Source organism: Lysobacter niastensis, assembly GCF_015453285.1.
Taxonomy (GTDB): Bacteria; Pseudomonadota; Gammaproteobacteria; order Xanthomonadales; family Xanthomonadaceae; genus Lysobacter_J; species Lysobacter_J niastensis.
The window spans coordinates 152694-170019 of sequence record NZ_JADLZT010000005.1 but is presented as its reverse complement, the minus strand read 5'-3'; the positions used below and the strand labels follow the sequence as shown (position 1 = coordinate 170019).

Here is a 17326-nt window from a genome sequence, read left to right as displayed (position 1 = left end):
CAACAGCCCGGAGCGGCCGTCAAAAAGGACGGCTGAGCGGGCGTCAGGAGGGCCGCGAATTATAGCCCCCGGGGCCAAGGCGCGTTTGCAGTCTCCGCATGACCTGCGACGCGCAGGGACCAGCCAGGAAAGGCCCGTCGATACGCGACGCAGCGACGTTGAGCAGGCGCAACTCCCGTCATTCGGAGCACGCGAAGAGCGCGAACACGCCTAGAATCGTCCCCGTCCCCCAGCTGAACGGAATCTGCCGCCATGGCCCACTGGACCGACCTGGACACCCCGCATGGCCCTGTCCGCGCCTGGCGCGCCGATCCGAGCGCCCCGTCTCACAGCGCCGTGATCGTGTTGCAGGAGATTTTCGGGGCCAACGCCCATATCCGCAGCGTGGCAGAGCGTTTCGCCACGGCCGGATTCACCGCCTTGGCGCCCTCGCTGTACGACCCCGTCGCACCCGGCATCGAATTGACCTATACCGAGGCCGACACCCAGCGCGGTGTCGCCCTGCGCAACGAGCTCGGATTCGATCGCGCCGTCGACATCGTCTCCAGCGCCGCCGATGCGTTGCAGCAGCGGGAGGGACTTCGCGTCGGCGTGGTCGGCTTCTGCTGGGGCGGCAGCGTCAGCTTCCTCGCCAACACCCGGCTGGGCCTGCCAGCCGTGTCCTATTACGGCGCGCGCACGGTGCCCTTCCTGGACGAACCGCTGCGCGCGCCGATGATGTTCCACTTCGGCGAGCGCGACGCCAGCATCCCGCCCGACGTCGTCGAGCAGCACCGCACGAAGCAGCCGCACGCGCGCATCCACGTCTATCCGGGTGCCGACCACGCCTTCAACCGCGACGTCGACAACCACGTCTTCGAACCGGCCAGCGCCGAACAGGCCTGGCGCCGTACCCTGGATTTCTTCGCGGAGAACCTGCGATGAGCCGCTCCGCGCCTTCCAATGGTTGGCAACTGCACCCGCAACTGGCCGACGACACCCATCCCGTAGCGCACTTCCCGTTGTGCGAACTGCGCCTGATGGACGACACGCACCACCCGTGGCTGATCCTTGTGCCGCGCGTGCCCGGTGCGACCGAACTGATCGACCTCGACACCGCGCAACAGGCCGAGCTGATGCACGAGATCACGCTGGTCAGTCATGCGATGAAGCGCACGTTCAAGCCGCACAAGCTCAACGTCGCCGCGCTCGGCAACCTGGTGCCGCAACTGCATGTGCACGTGATAGCGCGCTTCCAGGACGACATCGCCTGGCCCAAGCCGGTCTGGGGCATGGCCACTGCCGAGCCCTATACGCCGGAAGCGCTGGTGAGCCGGATCGAGCAGCTGCGCGCCGTGCTGGCGCCATGACGCCGTCGCGCCCGGCCTGCGACATCGAGGCGTTGGCCGACGACGCCTGGCTGCTGCGCTTCGGCGACACCCTCGATCCCGCGCTCAATGCGCATGTCCACGCCCTCGCCGCCCGCATCCGTTCGCGCGCACCGCACTGGCTGCGCGACCTGGTGCCGGCGTTCGCCAGTCTCGGCGTGTTCTTCGATCCGGCATCGTCGCCGGACCGTGTGCGCGTCGAACTCGAGGGTATCGTCGAGTCGATGGAAGCGGTCGCCACGACGGCCGGCGACCGCTTGGTCGAGATCCCGGTGATCTATGGCGGCGAATGCGGCCCCGACCTGGAAAGCGCCGCGCAGGAGCTGGGCATGGCCGCCGCACAACTGGCGGCGCGTCACGCGGCCGGCGAATACACGGTGGCGATGATCGGTTTCGCGCCTGGCTTCCCGTATCTGTCGGGCCTCGATCCGGAACTGGCCCTGCCCCGCCTCGCAACGCCGCGCGCGCGTGTCGCCGCCGGCAGCGTTGCGATTGGCGGCGCGCAGACCGGCATCTATCCGCGCGAAAGCCCCGGCGGCTGGCGCATCCTCGGCCGCACGCCACGCGTGCTGTTCGACCCGGAACAGAATCCGCCGACGCTGTTGCAACCGGGCGATCGCGTGCGTTTCGTCGCCATCGACAGCGCTGCCGTCGCGCAGGAGCTGGCATGACACGGCAGGCGAGCGTGCTGCAGGCGGGGCTGCTCACCACGGTGCAGGACCTGGGCCGCAGCGGGTGGCGACATCTCGGCGTCGCCCACGCAGGCGCCCTCGATCCGGCGCAGGCACAACTCGCCAACCGGCTCGCGGGCAATGCCGGTGACGCTGCCGTGCTCGAAATCACCCTGCGCGGTCCGACGCTGCATTTCGATGCGCCGGTGCGGATCGCCCTCACCGGCGCGACCGTATCGGCGAAGTTCGAAGGCACGTTGGTGCCGATGGGACGCCCGGTCGAACTGCCGGCAGGCACGCTCGAACTCGGCGCACTGCGCGGCGGCGCACGCGCCTGGCTCGCCGTCGATGGCGGATTCGATGTGCCGATGGTGCTCGGCAGCCGCAGCACCGATCTGCGCGGCGGCTTCGGCGGCGTGGCCGGCCGGGCGCTGCGTGCAGGCGACACGCTGGCGCTGGGCGAAACCGTCGTGCCGGCGAACGCCACGTCGCTGCGCTCCGTGCCATGGTGGATCGACCTGCACCACGACACTGATCCGCACGCGCCGATCCGCTACCAGCCTGTTCCGCAGGCTGCCTCGCTGTGCTCCCAGGTCTGGCGTGTCAGTCCCAGCAGCAATCGCCAGGGCCTGCGCCTGCAAGGCGAGGCACTGCCGGCGCCGGCTGCCGCCGGCGTCTCCGAGCCCGTCGCCCCTGGGACCATCCAACTGCCGCCGGACGGGCAGCCGATCGTGCTGCTCGCCGACGCGCAGACCGTCGGCGGCTACCCTCGGCTCGGCCATGTCATCGCCGCCGACCTGCCGCGCCTGGCGCAATGCACTCCGGGACAGCGTCTGCACTTCGAGGCATGCGATGCGGCCACGGCCCGTCGTCTGGCTTGCGCGGCGCAGGCCCGGGTCGCCAGAATCCAATGGATGATCGACACGCGCCTCGCCTCGGTCTGAAAGCTCTTCCTCAATTCAGCCTTTCCCTGGAGTCCCATGAAATCCAATGTCGTCGGCGCGCTGGTGCTGGTCGTGATCGGCACCCTCTTCCTGCTCAACAACCTCGGCTTCACCGACATGAGCCTGGGCAAGCTGCTGATGACCTGGTGGCCGGCGATCCTGATCGTGGTCGGCCTGGGCATGCTCTTCAAGCGAGGCTGACCTGCACGCCAGGCGGCACGGGGCCACGTGAACACTCAAGGCAAGCGCATCGACTTCAACTGCGATCTCGGCGAAGGCTGCGGCGACGACGCCGCGATCCTGCCGCTGGTCAGCTCCGCCAACATCGCCTGCGGCGGCCATGCCGGCGACGAGGCGACGATGCGCGCAACGCTGCGCCTGTGCCGGCAGTTCGGCGTGGCCGCCGGCGCACACCCCTCGTTCGAGGATCGCGAGCATTTCGGCCGCCGCGCCATGCCGCTCGGCAGCGACGTCATCGCCACGATGGTGCACACGCAACTGGCGCTGCTGGCGCGCATCGCCGCCGAGGAAGGCATGCGCCTGTCGCACCTGAAGCCGCACGGCGCGCTGTACAACGTCGCCGCCGACGACCGCGAGGTGGCCGATGCCATCGCCGCCACCGTTGCGGCGTTCGATCCGTCGCTCGTGCTGTTCGGCCTGTCCGGTTCGGCGCTGACCGAGGCCGGAGAAGCGCATGGCCTGCATGTCGCCCACGAAGTCTTCGCCGAACGCGGCTACGACCATCGCGGCCGCCTGCTGCCACGCGGCACACCGGGCGCGGTGATCGAATCCCTCGACCAGGCCATCGCCCAGGTGCATCGCCTGGCCACGCGCGGCGAAGTGGTCGCCGACGATGGCTTCGTGGTGCCGCTGCGCGCCGACACGCTCTGCCTGCACGGCGACCGCCACGAAGCCGCGGCGTTCGCACGGGCCGTGCGCGATGCATTGGAGGGTGACGGCATCGCCATTCTTCCGGTCGGATCCAAAGCATGAGCGAAGTGATCAGCTATTGGCCCCTCATCGGCGTGGCTGCGGTCGTGATCGGCTTCGTGCTGCGGCTCAATCCGGCGCTGGTGGTCGTCGCCGCCGGATTCATCACCGGGCTGACCGCCAAGCTGTCTCCGTGGGATGTGCTCGCAATCCTCGGCAAGGCGTTCACCGAGAAGCGCTATCTGCTGCTGTTCCTGCTGACGCTGCCCGTGATCGGTCTGCTCGAGCGCCACGGACTGAAGGAACACGCCCAGGCCTGGGTGGCGCGCCTGCGCGGCGCGACGCTCGGCCGGCTGCTGGTGGCTTATCTGGCGATGCGCCAGATCGCCGCCTCGCTCGGGCTGACCAGTCTCGGCGGGCACCCGCAGACCGTTCGCCCGCTGCTTGCGCCGATGGCCGAGGCCGCGGCGGAACTGCGCCACGGCGAACTCGACGACGACGAGCGCCAACGCATCCGGGCCATGGCTGCAGCGACCGACAACGTCGGCCTGTTCTTCGGCGAGGACATCTTCATCGCTTTCGGTGCCGTGCTGCTTATCCAGGGATTCTTCGTCGAACACGGCATCCGCCTGGAGCCGCTGCAGATCGCGCTGTGGGGCATCCCGACGGCGATCTGCGCGTTCGCCATCCACGCCGTGCGAGTGCTGCGCTTCGAGCGCAGGCTCGCACGGCGCGCCCGGGTGCAGGACGTGTCCGCGCCGTCCCAGGCCAGCGAGTAAGGCACGCATGCTCGACCTGACTTTCGTCTACTGGCTGATGGGCGCCTACTTCGCCGCGCTGGCCTGGCGCGGCCAGCGCGATCCCGGCAACCCGCGCCGGCACACCACGGCGCTGTTCTGGGCTCTGCTCGCGCTGCTGATGTTCGCCGCGGAACACCTGCCGGCACGGGTGGTCGGCGGCATCGTGGTGGTGCTGGCGCTGCTCGCCGGCTGCGGTGGCCTCCGCCGCGGCAGCTACGACGAAAGCAGCACGCAGGAAAAGCATGACGAAGCATCGCGACTGGGCAACCGGCTATTCTGGCCAGCGCTGCTGATCCCGGCCGTGACGCTGGTCGGCGCGGTGGGGCTGAAGCACATCGACTTCGGCGGTACTCCATTGCTGGACCCGGCCAATGTCACCCTGGTTTCGCTCGGGTTGGCTTGCGTGGTCGCGCTGTTCGCGGCCTGCCGCATGGCGCGGCAGTCGCCGTGGAGCGCGGTCGAGCAGTCGCGGCGGCTGGTCGATTCGATCGGCTGGGCGGCGCTGCTGCCGTTGTTGCTGGCGACGCTGGGCAGCGTCTTCGAAGCCGGCGGCGTCGGCGACGCGGTCGCGGGTGTCGTGCGCATGCTGATCCCGGTCGACAACGCCTTCGCGGTCGTACTGGCCTATGCGTTGGGCATGGCGTTGTTCACTATCATCATGGGCAACGCGTTCGCCGCCTTCCCGGTGATGACGGCCGGCATCGCCTTGCCGCTGCTGGTCCGCCAGCATGGCGCCGAGCCAGCCGCACTCGCCGCCATCGGCATGCTCTCGGGCTACTGCGGCACGCTGATGACGCCGATGGCCGCCAACTTCAACCTCGTGCCCGCCGCACTACTGGAGCTGAAGGAGCCGTACGGCGTAATCCGCGCGCAGTGGCTCACCGGCGCGGTGCTGCTGCTGTGCAACGTCATGCTGATGTACTGGTTCGCCTTCCGATGAACGCCACGACCGGCACCGTGCTGCTGACCGGCTTCGCGCCGTTCGGCGGCGAGACCTGCAACCCCAGCCAGGACGCTGTCTGCGCGCTGGAAGGCGAAGTCATCGAAGGCCGGCGCGTCGTCACGCGCTGCCTGCCGGTGGAGTTCGGCGCTTCGCTGGCTGCGCTGAGCGAGGCCATCGCCGAGGTGCGTCCGGAACTGGTGCTGTGTGTCGGCCAGGCCGGTGGCCGCGCGCAGATCTCGCTGGAGCGCATCGCCATCAACGTCGACGACGCCCGCATCCCCGACAACGCCGGAGCGCAGCCGGTCGACACCGCCATCGCCGAGGACGGGCCGGCCGCCTACTTCGCCAGCCTGCCGATCAAGGCCATGCTGGCGGCGCTGCGCGCGGAAGGCATCCCGGCCGAAATTTCCCAGACGGCGGGCACCTTCGTCTGCAACCACGTCTTCTACGGGCTGATGCACGCATTGCAAAACGTGCCGGGCGTCCGGGGCGGGTTCATCCACATTCCGTATTCTCCTGCGCAGGCGGCGCACCATCCCGGAGCGCCGAGCCTGCCACCGACGGTGGCGACGCAGGCCCTGCGCCTGGCGATCGCGACCGCGTTGACCGTACAACACGACGTCCGTCTTGCCGCGGGCGCCACCCATTGAAGGAAACCCCGATGCGCAAGTTCCTCGCCACCGCCCTGCTGTTCACCGCCGTCTTCGGCGCCGGTTCGGCCGTTGCCGCCACCCAGACGCAGTACGACAAGAAGGCGGCCGAAATCGCCCGCGCGGGTCAGCAGACGGTCAGCATCTACGTCGACGTCGACTGGGGCGCGCGCAAGGGCGGTTCGGCCACCGAACTCAACCAGGCCCACCAGGCGTTCAACTCCAACGGCTACCAGGTCGTCGACGTGGTCGGCTACACCGAGAACGGAGACCTGCAGGGGTTCTTCGTCACCTACGTGCGCCGTTGATCCGCGACACCATGGAATGAAAAAGGCCCGCTCTCGCGGGCCTTTTTCGTATGCGTCCAGTTGGACTCAGGTACGCGGCAGCGTCACGCCGACCTGGCCCTGGTACTTGCCGCCGCGGTCCTTGTACGAGGTCTCGCAGACTTCGTCGGACTGGAAGAACAGCATCTGCGCCACGCCCTCGTTGGCGTAGATGCGCGCCGGCAGCGGCGTGGTGTTGCTGAACTCCAGCGTGACGTGGCCTTCCCACTCCGGCTCCAGCGGCGTCACGTTGACGATGATGCCGCAGCGCGCGTAGGTGCTCTTGCCCAAGCACACCACCAGCGTGTCGCGCGGAATGCGGAAGTATTCGACCGTGCGCGCCAGCGCGAACGAATTCGGCGGAATGATGCAGACGTCGGACTCGATGTCGACGAAGCTGCCGCTGTCGAAATGCTTCGGGTCGACGATGGTCGAGTTGATGTTGGTGAACACCTTGAACTCGCGCGAGCAGCGCACGTCGTAGCCGTAGCTGGAGGTGCCGTAGCTGACGATGCGATGGCCGTCGGCCGCGGTCTTGACCTGGCCCGGCTCGAACGGCTCGATCATGCCGTGCTGCTCGGCCATGCGGCGGATCCAACGGTCGGACTTGATGCTCATGCGGTCTGGCTATCCTGCGGGTCGGAAAGCGCGATTCTACCGGCTCGCGGGTCCGGCGCGGCCACGCCGGCGCCTGAAAAGACGAAGGCCCGGCGCGGGGCCGGGCCTTCGGATCGAACCTCCGGAACGCCGTCCGGAGCGCGGCGGGATCAGAAGCCGCTGGCGTTCAGGCGGCCGTTGGTGACCACCTTGTTCTGCAACGACGGGGTCGGCACGGCCGAGCCCAGGATCGCGGCCTTGACGTCGGCCGCCGTCGCCCCCGGATGCGAGGACTTGTACAGCGCTGCGGCGCCGGTCACGTGCGGGGTCGCCATCGACGTGCCGTTGTAGCTGGCGTAGCCGGAGACGACATTGCCCTTAGAGCTCACCGGCACCGTCGACCAGATGCCCGAGCCAGGCGCACCGATGTCGACCGTGGTCTTGCCCCACTGCGAGAAGCTCGACAGCGCGCCGGTGCTGGTGATCGAGGCCACCGCGATGATGTTGGCGTTCGGGTAGTTCGACGGATAGCTGGCGGTCACGTCGTTGTCGTAGGCATCGTTGCCCGCGGCGGCGATGAACAGGATGCCCGCGGTGTTCGCACGGCCGATCGCGTCCTGCAGGCCCTGCGAGAAGCCGCCGCCGCCCCATGAGTTGTTCGTGGCGACGATGTTCATGCCGTGGCGGGTCTTCAGGTCGGTGATGTAGTCCACCGCCTTGATCGCGTTGGCGGTGCTGCCACCGCGACGGCCCAGGAACTTGGCGCTGATGACCTTGACGCCGCTCCAACACACGCCGGCCACGCCCTTGCCGTTGCCACCGGCGCCGGCGATGGTGCCTGTGACGTGCGTGCCGTGGTCGTCGTTGGCCTTGCCGGAGTTGATGTCGTTCGTGTTGCCGTCGAAGTCCCATCCACGGATGTCGTCGACATAGCCGTTGCCGTCGTTGTCGACGCCGTCGGCCGGATCGTACGGGTTGCTCCACACCACGCCGGCGAGATCTTCGTGGTTGTAGAAGATGCCCTCGTCGATCACGCCGACATAGACGTTGCTGCAGTCGGTGTGGCCGGCGCCCCAGGCCTCGGCAGCCTGCGAGCCGTACTGGTTGGCCGGCGACGATGCATCGCCGTACATGCCCCACAGCGAGCCGTTGGTGGCGTAGGTGTCGTTCGACGTCGCGCTGTGCTGGTAGGTCCAGTTCGGCTCGGCGTATTCGACGTTCGGGTTGCTGCTCAGGGCGCTGATGGCCGAGGACAGGTCGCGGCCGGCCGGCAGGCGCAGCAGGGCGAGCTCGCCCTTCTTGCCGTTGCCACCACGGACGGTGTCGAGCTTCTGCGCGCCCAGGCCACGGCGAACGCCGTCCTGCTGGGCTGAGGTAGAGCCATCGCGGTACTTGACCAGCAGCTGGTCGGCCTCATGGGCGCGACCGGCCTTCAGACCGGCGATGGAGAGATCGGGACGGCCGCCGGCGAACGCGGCGGAGGAGAGACCAAGCGAGACCAGCACGGCGCCAGCGAGCGCCGCAGTACGGTACGGGTGCTTCATGCAGAAAAACCCCTCGGCAAATTGGCTAAATAGAGAAAGCGCGGCCATGGGCCGCGCGATCCGAATCTAATTTGCCGAATCTGGCGTCTGCATGTTGCGTCGCACCACGCCACAAAGCCTATTCAGGACCCAATAAGCGAGACGGACAGGGGTTGTGCGATCTGCGCACGAATTGCAAGCGCCATCGAAAGCCGACGGGCGGTCGCGCGGTACGAACGAGCGGCAGCCGAGTCGGCTAAAGAATTCACGATCGGCGTACCGGCGTCGCCCTGCTCGCGGATGGCGACCTCCAGCGGCAGGCTGCCCAGCAGCGGCACGCCATATTGTTCGGCCATGCGGCGGCCGCCGCCCTCGCCGAAGACGTGTTCGGCATGCCCGCAGTTCGAGCACACATGCACGGCCATGTTCTCGACCAGGCCCAGCACCGGCACCTGCACCTTCTCGAACATCTTCAGCGCCTTGCGCGCGTCGAGCGTGGCCACGTCCTGCGGCGTGGTCACGATCACCGCGCCTGCCACCGGGATCTTCTGCGCCAGCGTCAGCTGGATGTCGCCGGTGCCGGGCGGCAGGTCGACGATCATGTAGTCGAGGCTGCCATCGCCACCGGCCCAGCGCGTGTCGTTCAGCAGTTGGGTCAGCGCCGAGGTCGCCATCGGGCCGCGCCAGATCATCGGCGTGTCCTGCTCGATCAGCAGGCCGATCGACATCGCTTCGATGCCATGCGCGCGCATCGGCTCGATCGACTTGCCATCGGGGCTGTCGGGACGGCCGCTCAGGCCCAGCATCATCGGGATGCTGGGGCCGTAGATGTCGGCATCGAGCACGCCCACGCGCGCGCCGTCGGCAGCCAGTGCGAGGGCGAGGTTGACCGCGGTCGTCGATTTGCCGACGCCGCCCTTGCCCGAGGCGACGGCGATGAGGTTGCGCACGTTCGCCAGCGGCGACACGTTCGGCTGCACTGCGTGCGTGGCGATGCGCTGCTGGACCTCCAGATGTGCGAGTTCGCCTCCGGCCTCGGAGACGATCCGCGCGACTTCGGCCTGCAGCCACGGCTTGAGGGTCTGGCAGGGGAATCCGAGCACGAGTTCGACCACGGCACGGCCAGCGGTCTCGACGACGCGGATGCGGGCACCGGCTTCGCCCAGCGTCATGCCGGCGTCGGGCACGATCAGGGCGGCGATACGGGATTGCAGCAAATCACTCACGTGGGGGGCCTTGCAGAAACGGCGATGTTCCGGAGCGCCCATTTTACGTTCGCCGCGCCGCCGCCGCCTTGCCGCAGGCGATATACCACCTACGAACCCCGGCCGAAGCCACGTTCCGTACTCAGGCGGATGCGGTATAACGGACGGCAACCGCGCGACCGGCGCTGGCCGATACCGAATCCCTGGGAGGGGACACATGCGTACGAAACTGCTTGCCCTGCTGTTGCTGGCTCTGCCGCTGAGCGCGTTCGCGCAGAACACGCCGGTCGGCAACTGGACCACGATCGACGACAAGACCCAGAAGCCGAAGTCGGTGGTCGAGATCTACCAGGCCAAGGACGGCAGCCTCGCCGGCCGTGTCACCGAAGTCCTGCAGTCCGATCGCGGCCCCAACCCGGTCTGCGACAAATGCTCGGGCGATCGCAAGGACAAGCCGGTCAAGGGCATGGTGATCCTGTGGGGCATCCGCCAGCAGGGCAACACCTGGGAAGGCGGTCAGATCCTCGATCCGAAGACCGGCAAGGTCTACTCGGTCAAGGTCACGCCGGTCGAAGACGGCAAGAAGCTGGAAGTGCGCGGCTTCATGGGCTTCTCGCTGCTCGGCCGCACGCAGACCTGGGTACGCCGCTAAAGCAGCACGCGGCCAAACCGGCCCATCAACGCCCCGGCCCTCGCCGGGGCGTTTCGTTTCGCGGCCACAACGGGCCATGCGGGCGCGCATGCGATAATTCCCCGCTCTTTCGCCATCGCCTCCCCCATGTCCCGCGAAATCTTCGTCACCTTCGCGCTGCCGTACGCCAACGGCGCGCTCCACCTGGGCCATCTGGTCGGCTACATCCAGGCCGACATCTGGGTGCGGGCCCGGCGCATGGCCGGAAAGACGGTGCGCTTCGTCAGCGCCGATGACACCCATGGCACGCCGATCATGCTGGCCGCGGAAAAGGCCGGGGTAACGCCGGAAGCCTTCATCGCCGGCATGCAGGCCTCGCACGAGCGCGACCTGCGCGACTTCGGCGTGGCCGTCGACCACTACGACTCGACCAACTCCACGCACAACCGCGAGCTGACGCAGGCGATCTACACCAAGCTGGACAACAACGGCCACATCCGCCGCCGCGCGGTCGCGCAGCTGTTCGATCCGGTCAAGGGCATGTTCCTGCCCGACCGCTACGTGAAGGGCATCTGCCCGAACTGCGGCACGCCCGACCAGTACGGCGACAACTGCGAGAACTGCGGCGCCACCTACTCGCCCAGCGAACTGAAGGAACCGCGCTCGGTGCTGAGCGGTGCCACGCCGGAGGTGCGCGAGTCGGAACACTTCTTCTTCGAGGTCGGCGATTTCACCGGCTTCCTGCGCCAGTGGCTGGCCGGCGACGTCGCCACGCCGGGCGTGAAGGCCAAGCTGCTGGAATGGATCGATGCCGAAGGCGGCCTGCGCGCGTGGGACATCTCGCGCGATGCGCCCTACTTCGGTTTCGAGATCCCCGGCCACCCGGGCAAGTACCTGTATGTATGGCTGGACGCGCCGATCGGCTACCTCGCCAGCTTCAAGGTGCTGTGCGAACGCGAAGGCCTCGACTTCTTCAGCTACCTCACGCCCGACAGCATTGCAGAGATGCATCACTTCATCGGCAAGGACATCGTCAACTTCCACGGCCTGTTCTGGCCGGCGGTGCTGCACGGCGCGGGTTTCCGCGCGCCGACGCGCCTGCACGTCAACGGCTACCTGATGGTCAACGGCGAGAAGATGTCGAAGTCGCGCGGCACCTTCATCATGGCGCGCACCTACCTCGAGCAGGGCATCGCGCCGGAAGCGCTGCGTTACTACTTCGCCACCAAGACCTCCGGTGGCGTGGACGACGTCGACCTGAACTTCGCCGACTTCACCGCGCGCGTGAACTCGGACCTGGTCGGCAAGTTCGTCAACCTCGCCAGCCGCTGCGCAGGCTTCATCGAGAAGCGCTTCGATGGCGAACTGTCCGCCGAGTTGCCCGACCGCGCGATGTATGCGCGCTTCGTCGAACAACTGGAGCCGATTGCCCAGGCCTACGAGCGCAACGAAGCCGCCACCGCGCTGCGCCTGACCATGGCGCTGGCCGACGAGGCCAACAAGTACATCGATGAGCACAAGCCGTGGGTGCTGGCCAAGCAGGAAGGCAGCGATGCGCAACTGCAGGCCGTGTGCACGCAGGGACTCAATCTGTTCCGCGTGCTCAACGCGGCGCTCAAGCCGGTGCTCCCGCAAGTGGCCGCCCAGGCCGAAGCCTTCCTCGCCGCCCCGGTCTCGCGCTGGAGCGACCTCGCACAACCACTGCACAACGGCCATCGCATCGCCGGCTACACGCCTTTGTTCACCCGCATCGACGCAAAGCAGATCGACACCATGATTGAAGCCTCGAAAGAATCGCTGAAGCCCGCCGACACCGCCGCCGCACCGGCTGCCGCGGCGCCTGCCGCCAAGAAGGCCGAAGCGCCGGGTCCGCAGGGCGCTGCGCCGAACATCGGCATCGAGGACTTCGCCAAGCTCGACCTGCGCGTGGGCAAGGTGCTCGCGTGCGAGTTCGTGGACGGTTCCGACAAGCTGCTGCGCTTCGAACTGGACGCCGGCACGCTCGGCAAGCGCCAGATCTTCTCCGGGATCCGCGCCTCCTACGGCGAACCGGAACAACTGGTCGGCCGCAGCGTGGTGTTCATCGCCAACCTCGCGCCGCGCAAGATGCGCTTCGGCATCAGCGAAGGCATGATCCTGTCGGCCGGTTTCGACGGCGGCTCGCTGCACCTGCTCGATGCCGACAGCGGCGTGGAACCGGGCATGCCGGTGCGCTGAGCGAGCACCACTCGTGTTCAAGCCCCTCTTCCTCCGGGAGAGGGGTTGGGGTGAGGGCTTGCGGAGCGGCGTCATCGAGACCGCAGCATCCTTGCCCAGCCGAACCCTCATCCGGCGCTTCGCGCCCCCTTCTCCCCAAGGGAGCAGGGATCAAAGCCCGCTCCCGCACGGAGAGCGGATAATGCCGACATGTCCGATCTCACTGAACGCCTCGACCGCATCCTGCCGCAGACCCAGTGCGGCCAGTGCGGCTATGCCGGCTGCCGGCCTTATGCCGAAGCGATGGCGGCAGGCGACGCGGACATCGACCGCTGCCCACCCGGAGGCGACGCCGGCGCACGCGCGTTGGCGCGAGTCCTGGACGTGGACGCCAAGCCATACGACCGCTCGCGCGGTGAGCACAAGCCTGCGCAGGTCGCATTGATCGTCGAAGCCGACTGCATCGGTTGTACCAAATGCATCCAGGCCTGCCCGGTCGACGCCATCATCGGCGCCGCCAAACACATGCACACCGTGATCGAACCGCTGTGCACCGGCTGCGAGCTGTGCATCCCAGCCTGCCCGGTCGACTGCATCGTGCTGGTGGCGCCGTAAGGCGGGCTCAAAACCCGCCGCATCGGTTGATCGAAGTCTTCTGGCGGGCCAAGGCCCGCCCTATGCCTTACTTCGCCTGCGAAGCACCGTCGTTCGCGGCATTGCACGCCGTGCACACGCGCTCGATCGTGTAGCCGTGGCCGCGCAGCTTCTCGACCACACCATCCTGGCCCAACAGGTGCAGCGCGCCGACGACCACCAGCGTGTCGCCCTTCTTCACGCCGTCGAGCATGCCGCGGATCTTCGGCACCCAGGCGTCGTTGCGTTCGATGTTGATCTGGCGGTAGGTCTGCGGCGTCTTTTCCTGCATTTCCTTGCGCGACAGCTCGTCCAGCCGCGCCACGTTGCCGTCGCGCCACGCCTGGTGCAGGTCGGTGAGCATGCCCGGCATGTCCTGCGGACGGTCGAGGAACTCGCGCAGCGACGAGATCTGCTCCGTCATCGGTGCCGAATCGAGCACCTGGAACTGCAGTTCCATCGTTTCCAGGCCGCCGGTCGGCTTGTTGACCGCCGCCGCCTGCTGCATCAGGTACTGATCCAGGCCCTTGTCCGGGCTGAAGCCAAGCGACTGCGACACGCCCAGCATCAGCGACAGATTGACGAACCACGGCTCGTAACTGTCGAGTTGGTCAATCGAAGCACCGCTCATCGCCATGATGCGGCTCAGCTTCTCGCGCATGTCGGCAGGCAGCACCTGGCTCAGGGTGCGACCGTCGGCGAAGCCTGCAGCGACGCGGAACTTCTCGCCGGTGGCCGGATCGGTCACCTGCTCCGGCGGCACTTCGAACACCACCTTGTCCGCTGCGGCGAGCGCCGTGTCGATGTCGTTCGACAACGGATAGTCATCGGCCTTCAGCAGGTGGAATGAACCGAGTAGATACACGGCGTTGTCGCGGTCGGACACCTTCCACAGCAACGGCACCGGCGGCGCCTTGGCTGCCGTGACCGTGGCGGCCTGCGCCACGGCCGGCGCAGCGCCCTGCTGGGTGACGGCCACCGCAGCGGCCGACGACAACGCGGCGATCGCCAGTGCGGTCAGGCCGATCTTCTTGAAGGAGCGGGACATCGCGGCCTCGGTTGAATCAGTTGGTGGCGTGGGCGTAGGCCTTCTCACCGGCGTTGATGGCCAGATCGAGGCGGTTTTCCGGAGGCGGCAGCGGACAGGTCGCGAACGACGTGAACGCGCACGGCGGGTTGTAGCTGCGGTTGAAGTCGAGTGTCACGCGGCCCTGGGCGTCCGGCTTCGGCGCATCGAGGAAGCGACCGGCGCCGTAACTGCCGTGGCCGCTGGTGCGGTCGGCAAACACCAGGAACAGTTCGTCGCCGCCTTCATCCAGTGCTTCGAGGCGGAAGGTCCTGCCTTCGCGCTCGAACTCGACCACGCCCGGATTCGGCACTTCGTCGGTGGTGCCGATGATGTTGGCGATCGCGATCGTCTTGCCCGCCGGGTGCGCGACGAAGTGGCCGGTCACCTTCCACTTCGAGTCCAGCGGCCAGTAGTCGATGCCCTTGAAGCCGGTGCGGGTCGCGGCATCGGCGTGCTTGACGCGCAGCGCGTATCGATCGCCGCGCTTGATCACGGTGGCCACGCCCTTGCCTTCGTCGAAACCGAGCTTGCTCGGGCCTGCCGGATCGTCGTCGCTGCGCAGTGCCGCCGTCCCTGTCAGCGGCGCACCGTCGAGCGTGAGCGCGGCGCCGCGTTCGGGCACAAAGCGCATCTGGCCGCTCTTCATGTGCAGGAGGCCGAGGTGCTCCGGGCCGAGCGCGAGGCGCACGCCGTTGTCGGCATCGCTGCCGATGTAATGCGAGCCCGGGTCGATCCAGTGCAGGCCGATCAGGCTGGTCCAGCCATCAGGCTGGGTGAGCTTGGCCACGCGTTCGTCGCGCCAGGATTTTTCCTCGGCGGCAAAGGCGGCCTCGCGCGCGGCAGCCTGTGCGGCCGCCTTGAGCTGTTCTGCATCCGGCTCGGACTTGCCGCAGGCGGCGAGCGCGAACAGCAGCACTGCGCAGGCGGCGCGCAAGGTCTTTGGTGCGATGGCGGTTCGGGTCGGCATTGCGTCAGCGTCCTCGCAGGAACCAGCGGTCGATGTCGGCCAGGCTGAAACGCGCCCAGGTCGGACGACCATGATTGCATTGGCCCGAGCGCTCGGTCACTTCCATCTCGCGCAGCAAGGCATTCATTTCCGGCAAAGTGAGACGGCGGTTCGCCCTCACCGCGCCGTGACAGGCCATCGTCGCGAGCAGTTCGTCGCGTGCGGCGGCGACACGGCGGGATTCGCCGTGTTCGCGCAGGTCGGCCAGCACGTCGCGCAGCAGTGCTTCGACATCGCCGTGCGCCAGCAGTGCCGGCACGCTGCGCAGAGTCAGCGACTGCGGCCCGCTGCGCGTGATCTCGAAGCCGAGTTCGGCCAGCGTCGCGGCCTCGCGCTCGGCCACTTCGGCCTCGCGCTCGGACACGGCCAGCGTGGACGGCACCAGCAGCGGCTGCGTGCGCAGGCCTTCGCCGTCGTGGGCGCACTTGAGCTTCTCGTAACCGATGCGCTCGTGGGCGGCATGCATGTCGACGACGATCAACCCCTGCGCGCTCTCGGCGAGGATGTAGATGCCATGCAACTGCGCGATCGCATAGCCAAGCGGCGGCAGCGTCGCGTCGTCCTGCACGGGCAGCGCCACGGGCTGTTGCGGCATCGCCGGAGCCGGAGCGCCGTACAGCGCGGCGTAACCGGCACGAGTGTCCTCTACCTGCAGCCCCAACGGCGCCTGCGGTGCATTCCAGCGATAGGGCTGCGCCGACTGCATCTGTGCGGACGCGTAAGACGACGGTGGCGGCATCTCGTAGGCGGTACCCGCAATCGCGGGTTCGACGCCGGCGCGCGTCTCCGCCAGTGCAGCCTGCAGCGTGCGGTAGACGAAGTCGTGGATCAGCCTCGCATCGCGGAAGCGCACTTCGTGCTTGGCCGGATGCACGTTGACATCGACGCGGCGTGGATCGAGTTCGAGGAACAGCACGTAGGCCGGCTGGCGTCCATGGAACAGCACGTCGGCATAGGCCTGCTTCACTGCGTGCGCGACGCTGCGGTCGCGCACCGCGCGGCCGTTGACGTAGAAGTACTGCTGGTCGGCGCTGGCGCGGTTGTAGGCCGGCTGACCAATCCAGCCGTGCAGGCGCAGACCGGCGCCGCTGTGGTCGACATGCAGCGCCTGGCGCGCGAACTCCTCGCCCAGCGCCTCATGCAGGCGCAACTCGGACAGCAGATCGCCCTCGCCTTTCCAGCGCCGCGACGGCTTGCCGTTGTGCGAGACGCGCAGTTCGACGTCGGGGCGCGCCAACGCCAGTTGCCGCAGCCATTCCTCGATGTGGCCGAGTTCGGTGCGTTCGGCCTTGAGGAACTTGCGCCGCGCCGGCACGTTGAAGAACAGGTCGCGCACTTCCACCGTCGTGCCCTGCGGATGCGGCTTGGGCGTCACCGTGCCGATGCGCCCGCCTTCGATCTCCAGCGACGCACCGTGCTCGGCATCCTTGCGGCGCGAGATCAGCGCGAAGCGGCTGACCGAGGCGATCGACGGCAGCGCCTCGCCCCGGAAGCCGAGCGTGGAGACACCTTCGAGGTCGTCGAGCGAGGCGATCTTGCTGGTCGCGTGCCGCGATACCGCCAGCGGCAGTTCCGAGGGTTCGATGCCGGCGCCGTCGTCTCGGATGCGGATCAGGCGGACACCGCCTTCCTCCAGGTCGATGTCGACCCGCCGGGCTCCGGCGTCGAGGGCGTTCTCCACCAGTTCCTTGACCACCGAAGCCGGCCGTTCGACGACCTCGCCGGCGGCGATCTGGTTGATAAGGGTGTCGGGGAGCTGGCGGATCGTCACTAGGCAATCAGCGCGGCGTGGAGCCGCACGAGGGATCAGCCCGAATGATAGCCGAGCGTCGCCC

At 67.9% G+C, this 17326-nt stretch carries 19 protein-coding genes; 13 read left to right on the top strand and 6 right to left on the bottom strand.

Features of this window, described 5'->3' with window-relative positions; translation table 11 throughout:
- Window positions 1-252 precede the first annotated feature (252 nt).
- From IU514_RS10020 to IU514_RS09975, 10 genes are read left to right on the top strand one after another with little or no spacing between them, the layout of a single operon-like run.
- Window positions 253-924 carry a dienelactone hydrolase family protein gene (locus tag IU514_RS10020; RefSeq protein WP_194930975.1) on the top strand — a complete coding sequence of 224 codons (672 nt, stop codon included), beginning with the start codon at window positions 253-255 and terminating at the stop codon, window positions 922-924.
- Entirely contained in the window at window positions 921-1349 is a 429-nt protein-coding gene (locus tag IU514_RS10015; RefSeq protein WP_194930974.1) for an HIT domain-containing protein, read from the top strand. Before IU514_RS10020 ends, IU514_RS10015 begins: the two co-directional genes overlap by 4 nt.
- Window positions 1346-2038, top strand: coding sequence for a 5-oxoprolinase subunit PxpB (gene pxpB / locus IU514_RS10010; protein WP_194930973.1), 693 nt, complete (start codon window positions 1346-1348; stop codon window positions 2036-2038). Before IU514_RS10015 ends, pxpB begins: the two co-directional genes overlap by 4 nt.
- Complete coding sequence (locus tag IU514_RS10005) at window positions 2035-2982, top strand: 5-oxoprolinase subunit C family protein (RefSeq protein WP_194930972.1); 948 nt, start codon at window positions 2035-2037, stop codon at window positions 2980-2982. Before pxpB ends, IU514_RS10005 begins: the two co-directional genes overlap by 4 nt.
- A gap of 36 nt (window positions 2983-3018) precedes the next feature.
- A complete protein-coding gene (locus IU514_RS10000) occupies window positions 3019-3183 on the top strand; it encodes a LiaI-LiaF-like domain-containing protein (protein ID WP_194930971.1) in 165 nt (54 codons plus the stop codon).
- Window positions 3184-3210: 27 nt separating this feature from the next.
- Entirely contained in the window at window positions 3211-3975 is a 765-nt protein-coding gene (locus IU514_RS09995) for a 5-oxoprolinase subunit PxpA (RefSeq protein WP_194930970.1), read from the top strand.
- Window positions 3972-4691, top strand: a complete 720-nt coding sequence (locus tag IU514_RS09990) for a DUF969 domain-containing protein (protein WP_194930969.1) — start codon at window positions 3972-3974, stop codon at window positions 4689-4691. Before IU514_RS09995 ends, IU514_RS09990 begins: the two co-directional genes overlap by 4 nt.
- 7 nt (window positions 4692-4698) lie before the next feature.
- Entirely contained in the window at window positions 4699-5652 is a 954-nt protein-coding gene (locus IU514_RS09985) for a DUF979 domain-containing protein (RefSeq protein WP_194930968.1), read from the top strand.
- Window positions 5649-6305 (top strand): pyroglutamyl-peptidase I, encoded by a 657-nt coding sequence (gene pcp / locus IU514_RS09980; RefSeq protein ID WP_194930967.1) that lies wholly within the window; start codon window positions 5649-5651, stop codon window positions 6303-6305. The genes IU514_RS09985 and pcp overlap by 4 nt, the downstream gene beginning before the upstream one ends.
- Before the next feature lie 11 nt (window positions 6306-6316).
- Window positions 6317-6613, top strand: a complete 297-nt coding sequence (locus IU514_RS09975) for a hypothetical protein (protein WP_194930966.1) — start codon at window positions 6317-6319, stop codon at window positions 6611-6613.
- 66 nt (window positions 6614-6679) lie between these two features.
- Here IU514_RS09975 and dcd read toward each other — a convergent pair whose 3' ends face one another.
- The 3 genes from dcd to apbC form a co-directional block, all read right to left on the bottom strand.
- On the bottom strand, window positions 6680-7249 hold the full coding sequence (dcd, locus tag IU514_RS09970; RefSeq protein ID WP_158730638.1) for a dCTP deaminase: 570 nt from the start codon (window positions 7247-7249) through the stop codon (window positions 6680-6682).
- A 149-nt stretch (window positions 7250-7398) separates the two neighbouring features.
- Window positions 7399-8772, bottom strand: a complete 1374-nt coding sequence (locus IU514_RS09965) for a S8 family peptidase (RefSeq protein ID WP_194930965.1) — start codon at window positions 8770-8772, stop codon at window positions 7399-7401.
- 122 nt (window positions 8773-8894) lie between these two features.
- A complete protein-coding gene (apbC, locus tag IU514_RS09960) occupies window positions 8895-9923 on the bottom strand; it encodes an iron-sulfur cluster carrier protein ApbC (protein WP_194931156.1) in 1029 nt (342 codons plus the stop codon).
- A 250-nt stretch (window positions 9924-10173) separates the two neighbouring features.
- Between apbC and IU514_RS09955 the strand changes: the two genes are divergently transcribed.
- From IU514_RS09955 to rnfB, 3 genes are all read left to right on the top strand, one after another.
- Window positions 10174-10608: a DUF2147 domain-containing protein gene (locus IU514_RS09955; protein WP_194930964.1), complete on the top strand. Its 435-nt coding sequence runs from the start codon at window positions 10174-10176 to the stop codon at window positions 10606-10608.
- A 126-nt stretch (window positions 10609-10734) separates the two neighbouring features.
- Window positions 10735-12804, top strand: coding sequence for a methionine--tRNA ligase (gene metG / locus IU514_RS09950; protein ID WP_194930963.1), 2070 nt, complete (start codon window positions 10735-10737; stop codon window positions 12802-12804).
- Between the two features lie 189 nt (window positions 12805-12993).
- Complete coding sequence (gene rnfB / locus IU514_RS09945; RefSeq protein WP_194930962.1) at window positions 12994-13398, top strand: Rnf electron transport complex subunit RnfB; 405 nt, start codon at window positions 12994-12996, stop codon at window positions 13396-13398.
- A gap of 67 nt (window positions 13399-13465) precedes the next feature.
- Here rnfB and IU514_RS09940 read toward each other — a convergent pair whose 3' ends face one another.
- Genes IU514_RS09940 through mutL form a run of 3 tightly spaced genes read right to left on the bottom strand, consistent with a single transcriptional unit; the run spans window position 13466 to window position 17262 of the window.
- On the bottom strand, window positions 13466-14464 hold the full coding sequence (locus tag IU514_RS09940) for a TraB/GumN family protein (RefSeq protein WP_194930961.1): 999 nt from the start codon (window positions 14462-14464) through the stop codon (window positions 13466-13468).
- 16 nt (window positions 14465-14480) lie between these two features.
- Window positions 14481-15452 (bottom strand): DUF1684 domain-containing protein, encoded by a 972-nt coding sequence (locus tag IU514_RS09935; RefSeq protein WP_194930960.1) that lies wholly within the window; start codon window positions 15450-15452, stop codon window positions 14481-14483.
- 4 nt (window positions 15453-15456) lie between these two features.
- Window positions 15457-17262 carry a DNA mismatch repair endonuclease MutL gene (gene mutL / locus IU514_RS09930; RefSeq protein ID WP_194930959.1) on the bottom strand — a complete coding sequence of 602 codons (1806 nt, stop codon included), beginning with the start codon at window positions 17260-17262 and terminating at the stop codon, window positions 15457-15459.
- Window positions 17263-17326 lie beyond the last annotated feature (64 nt).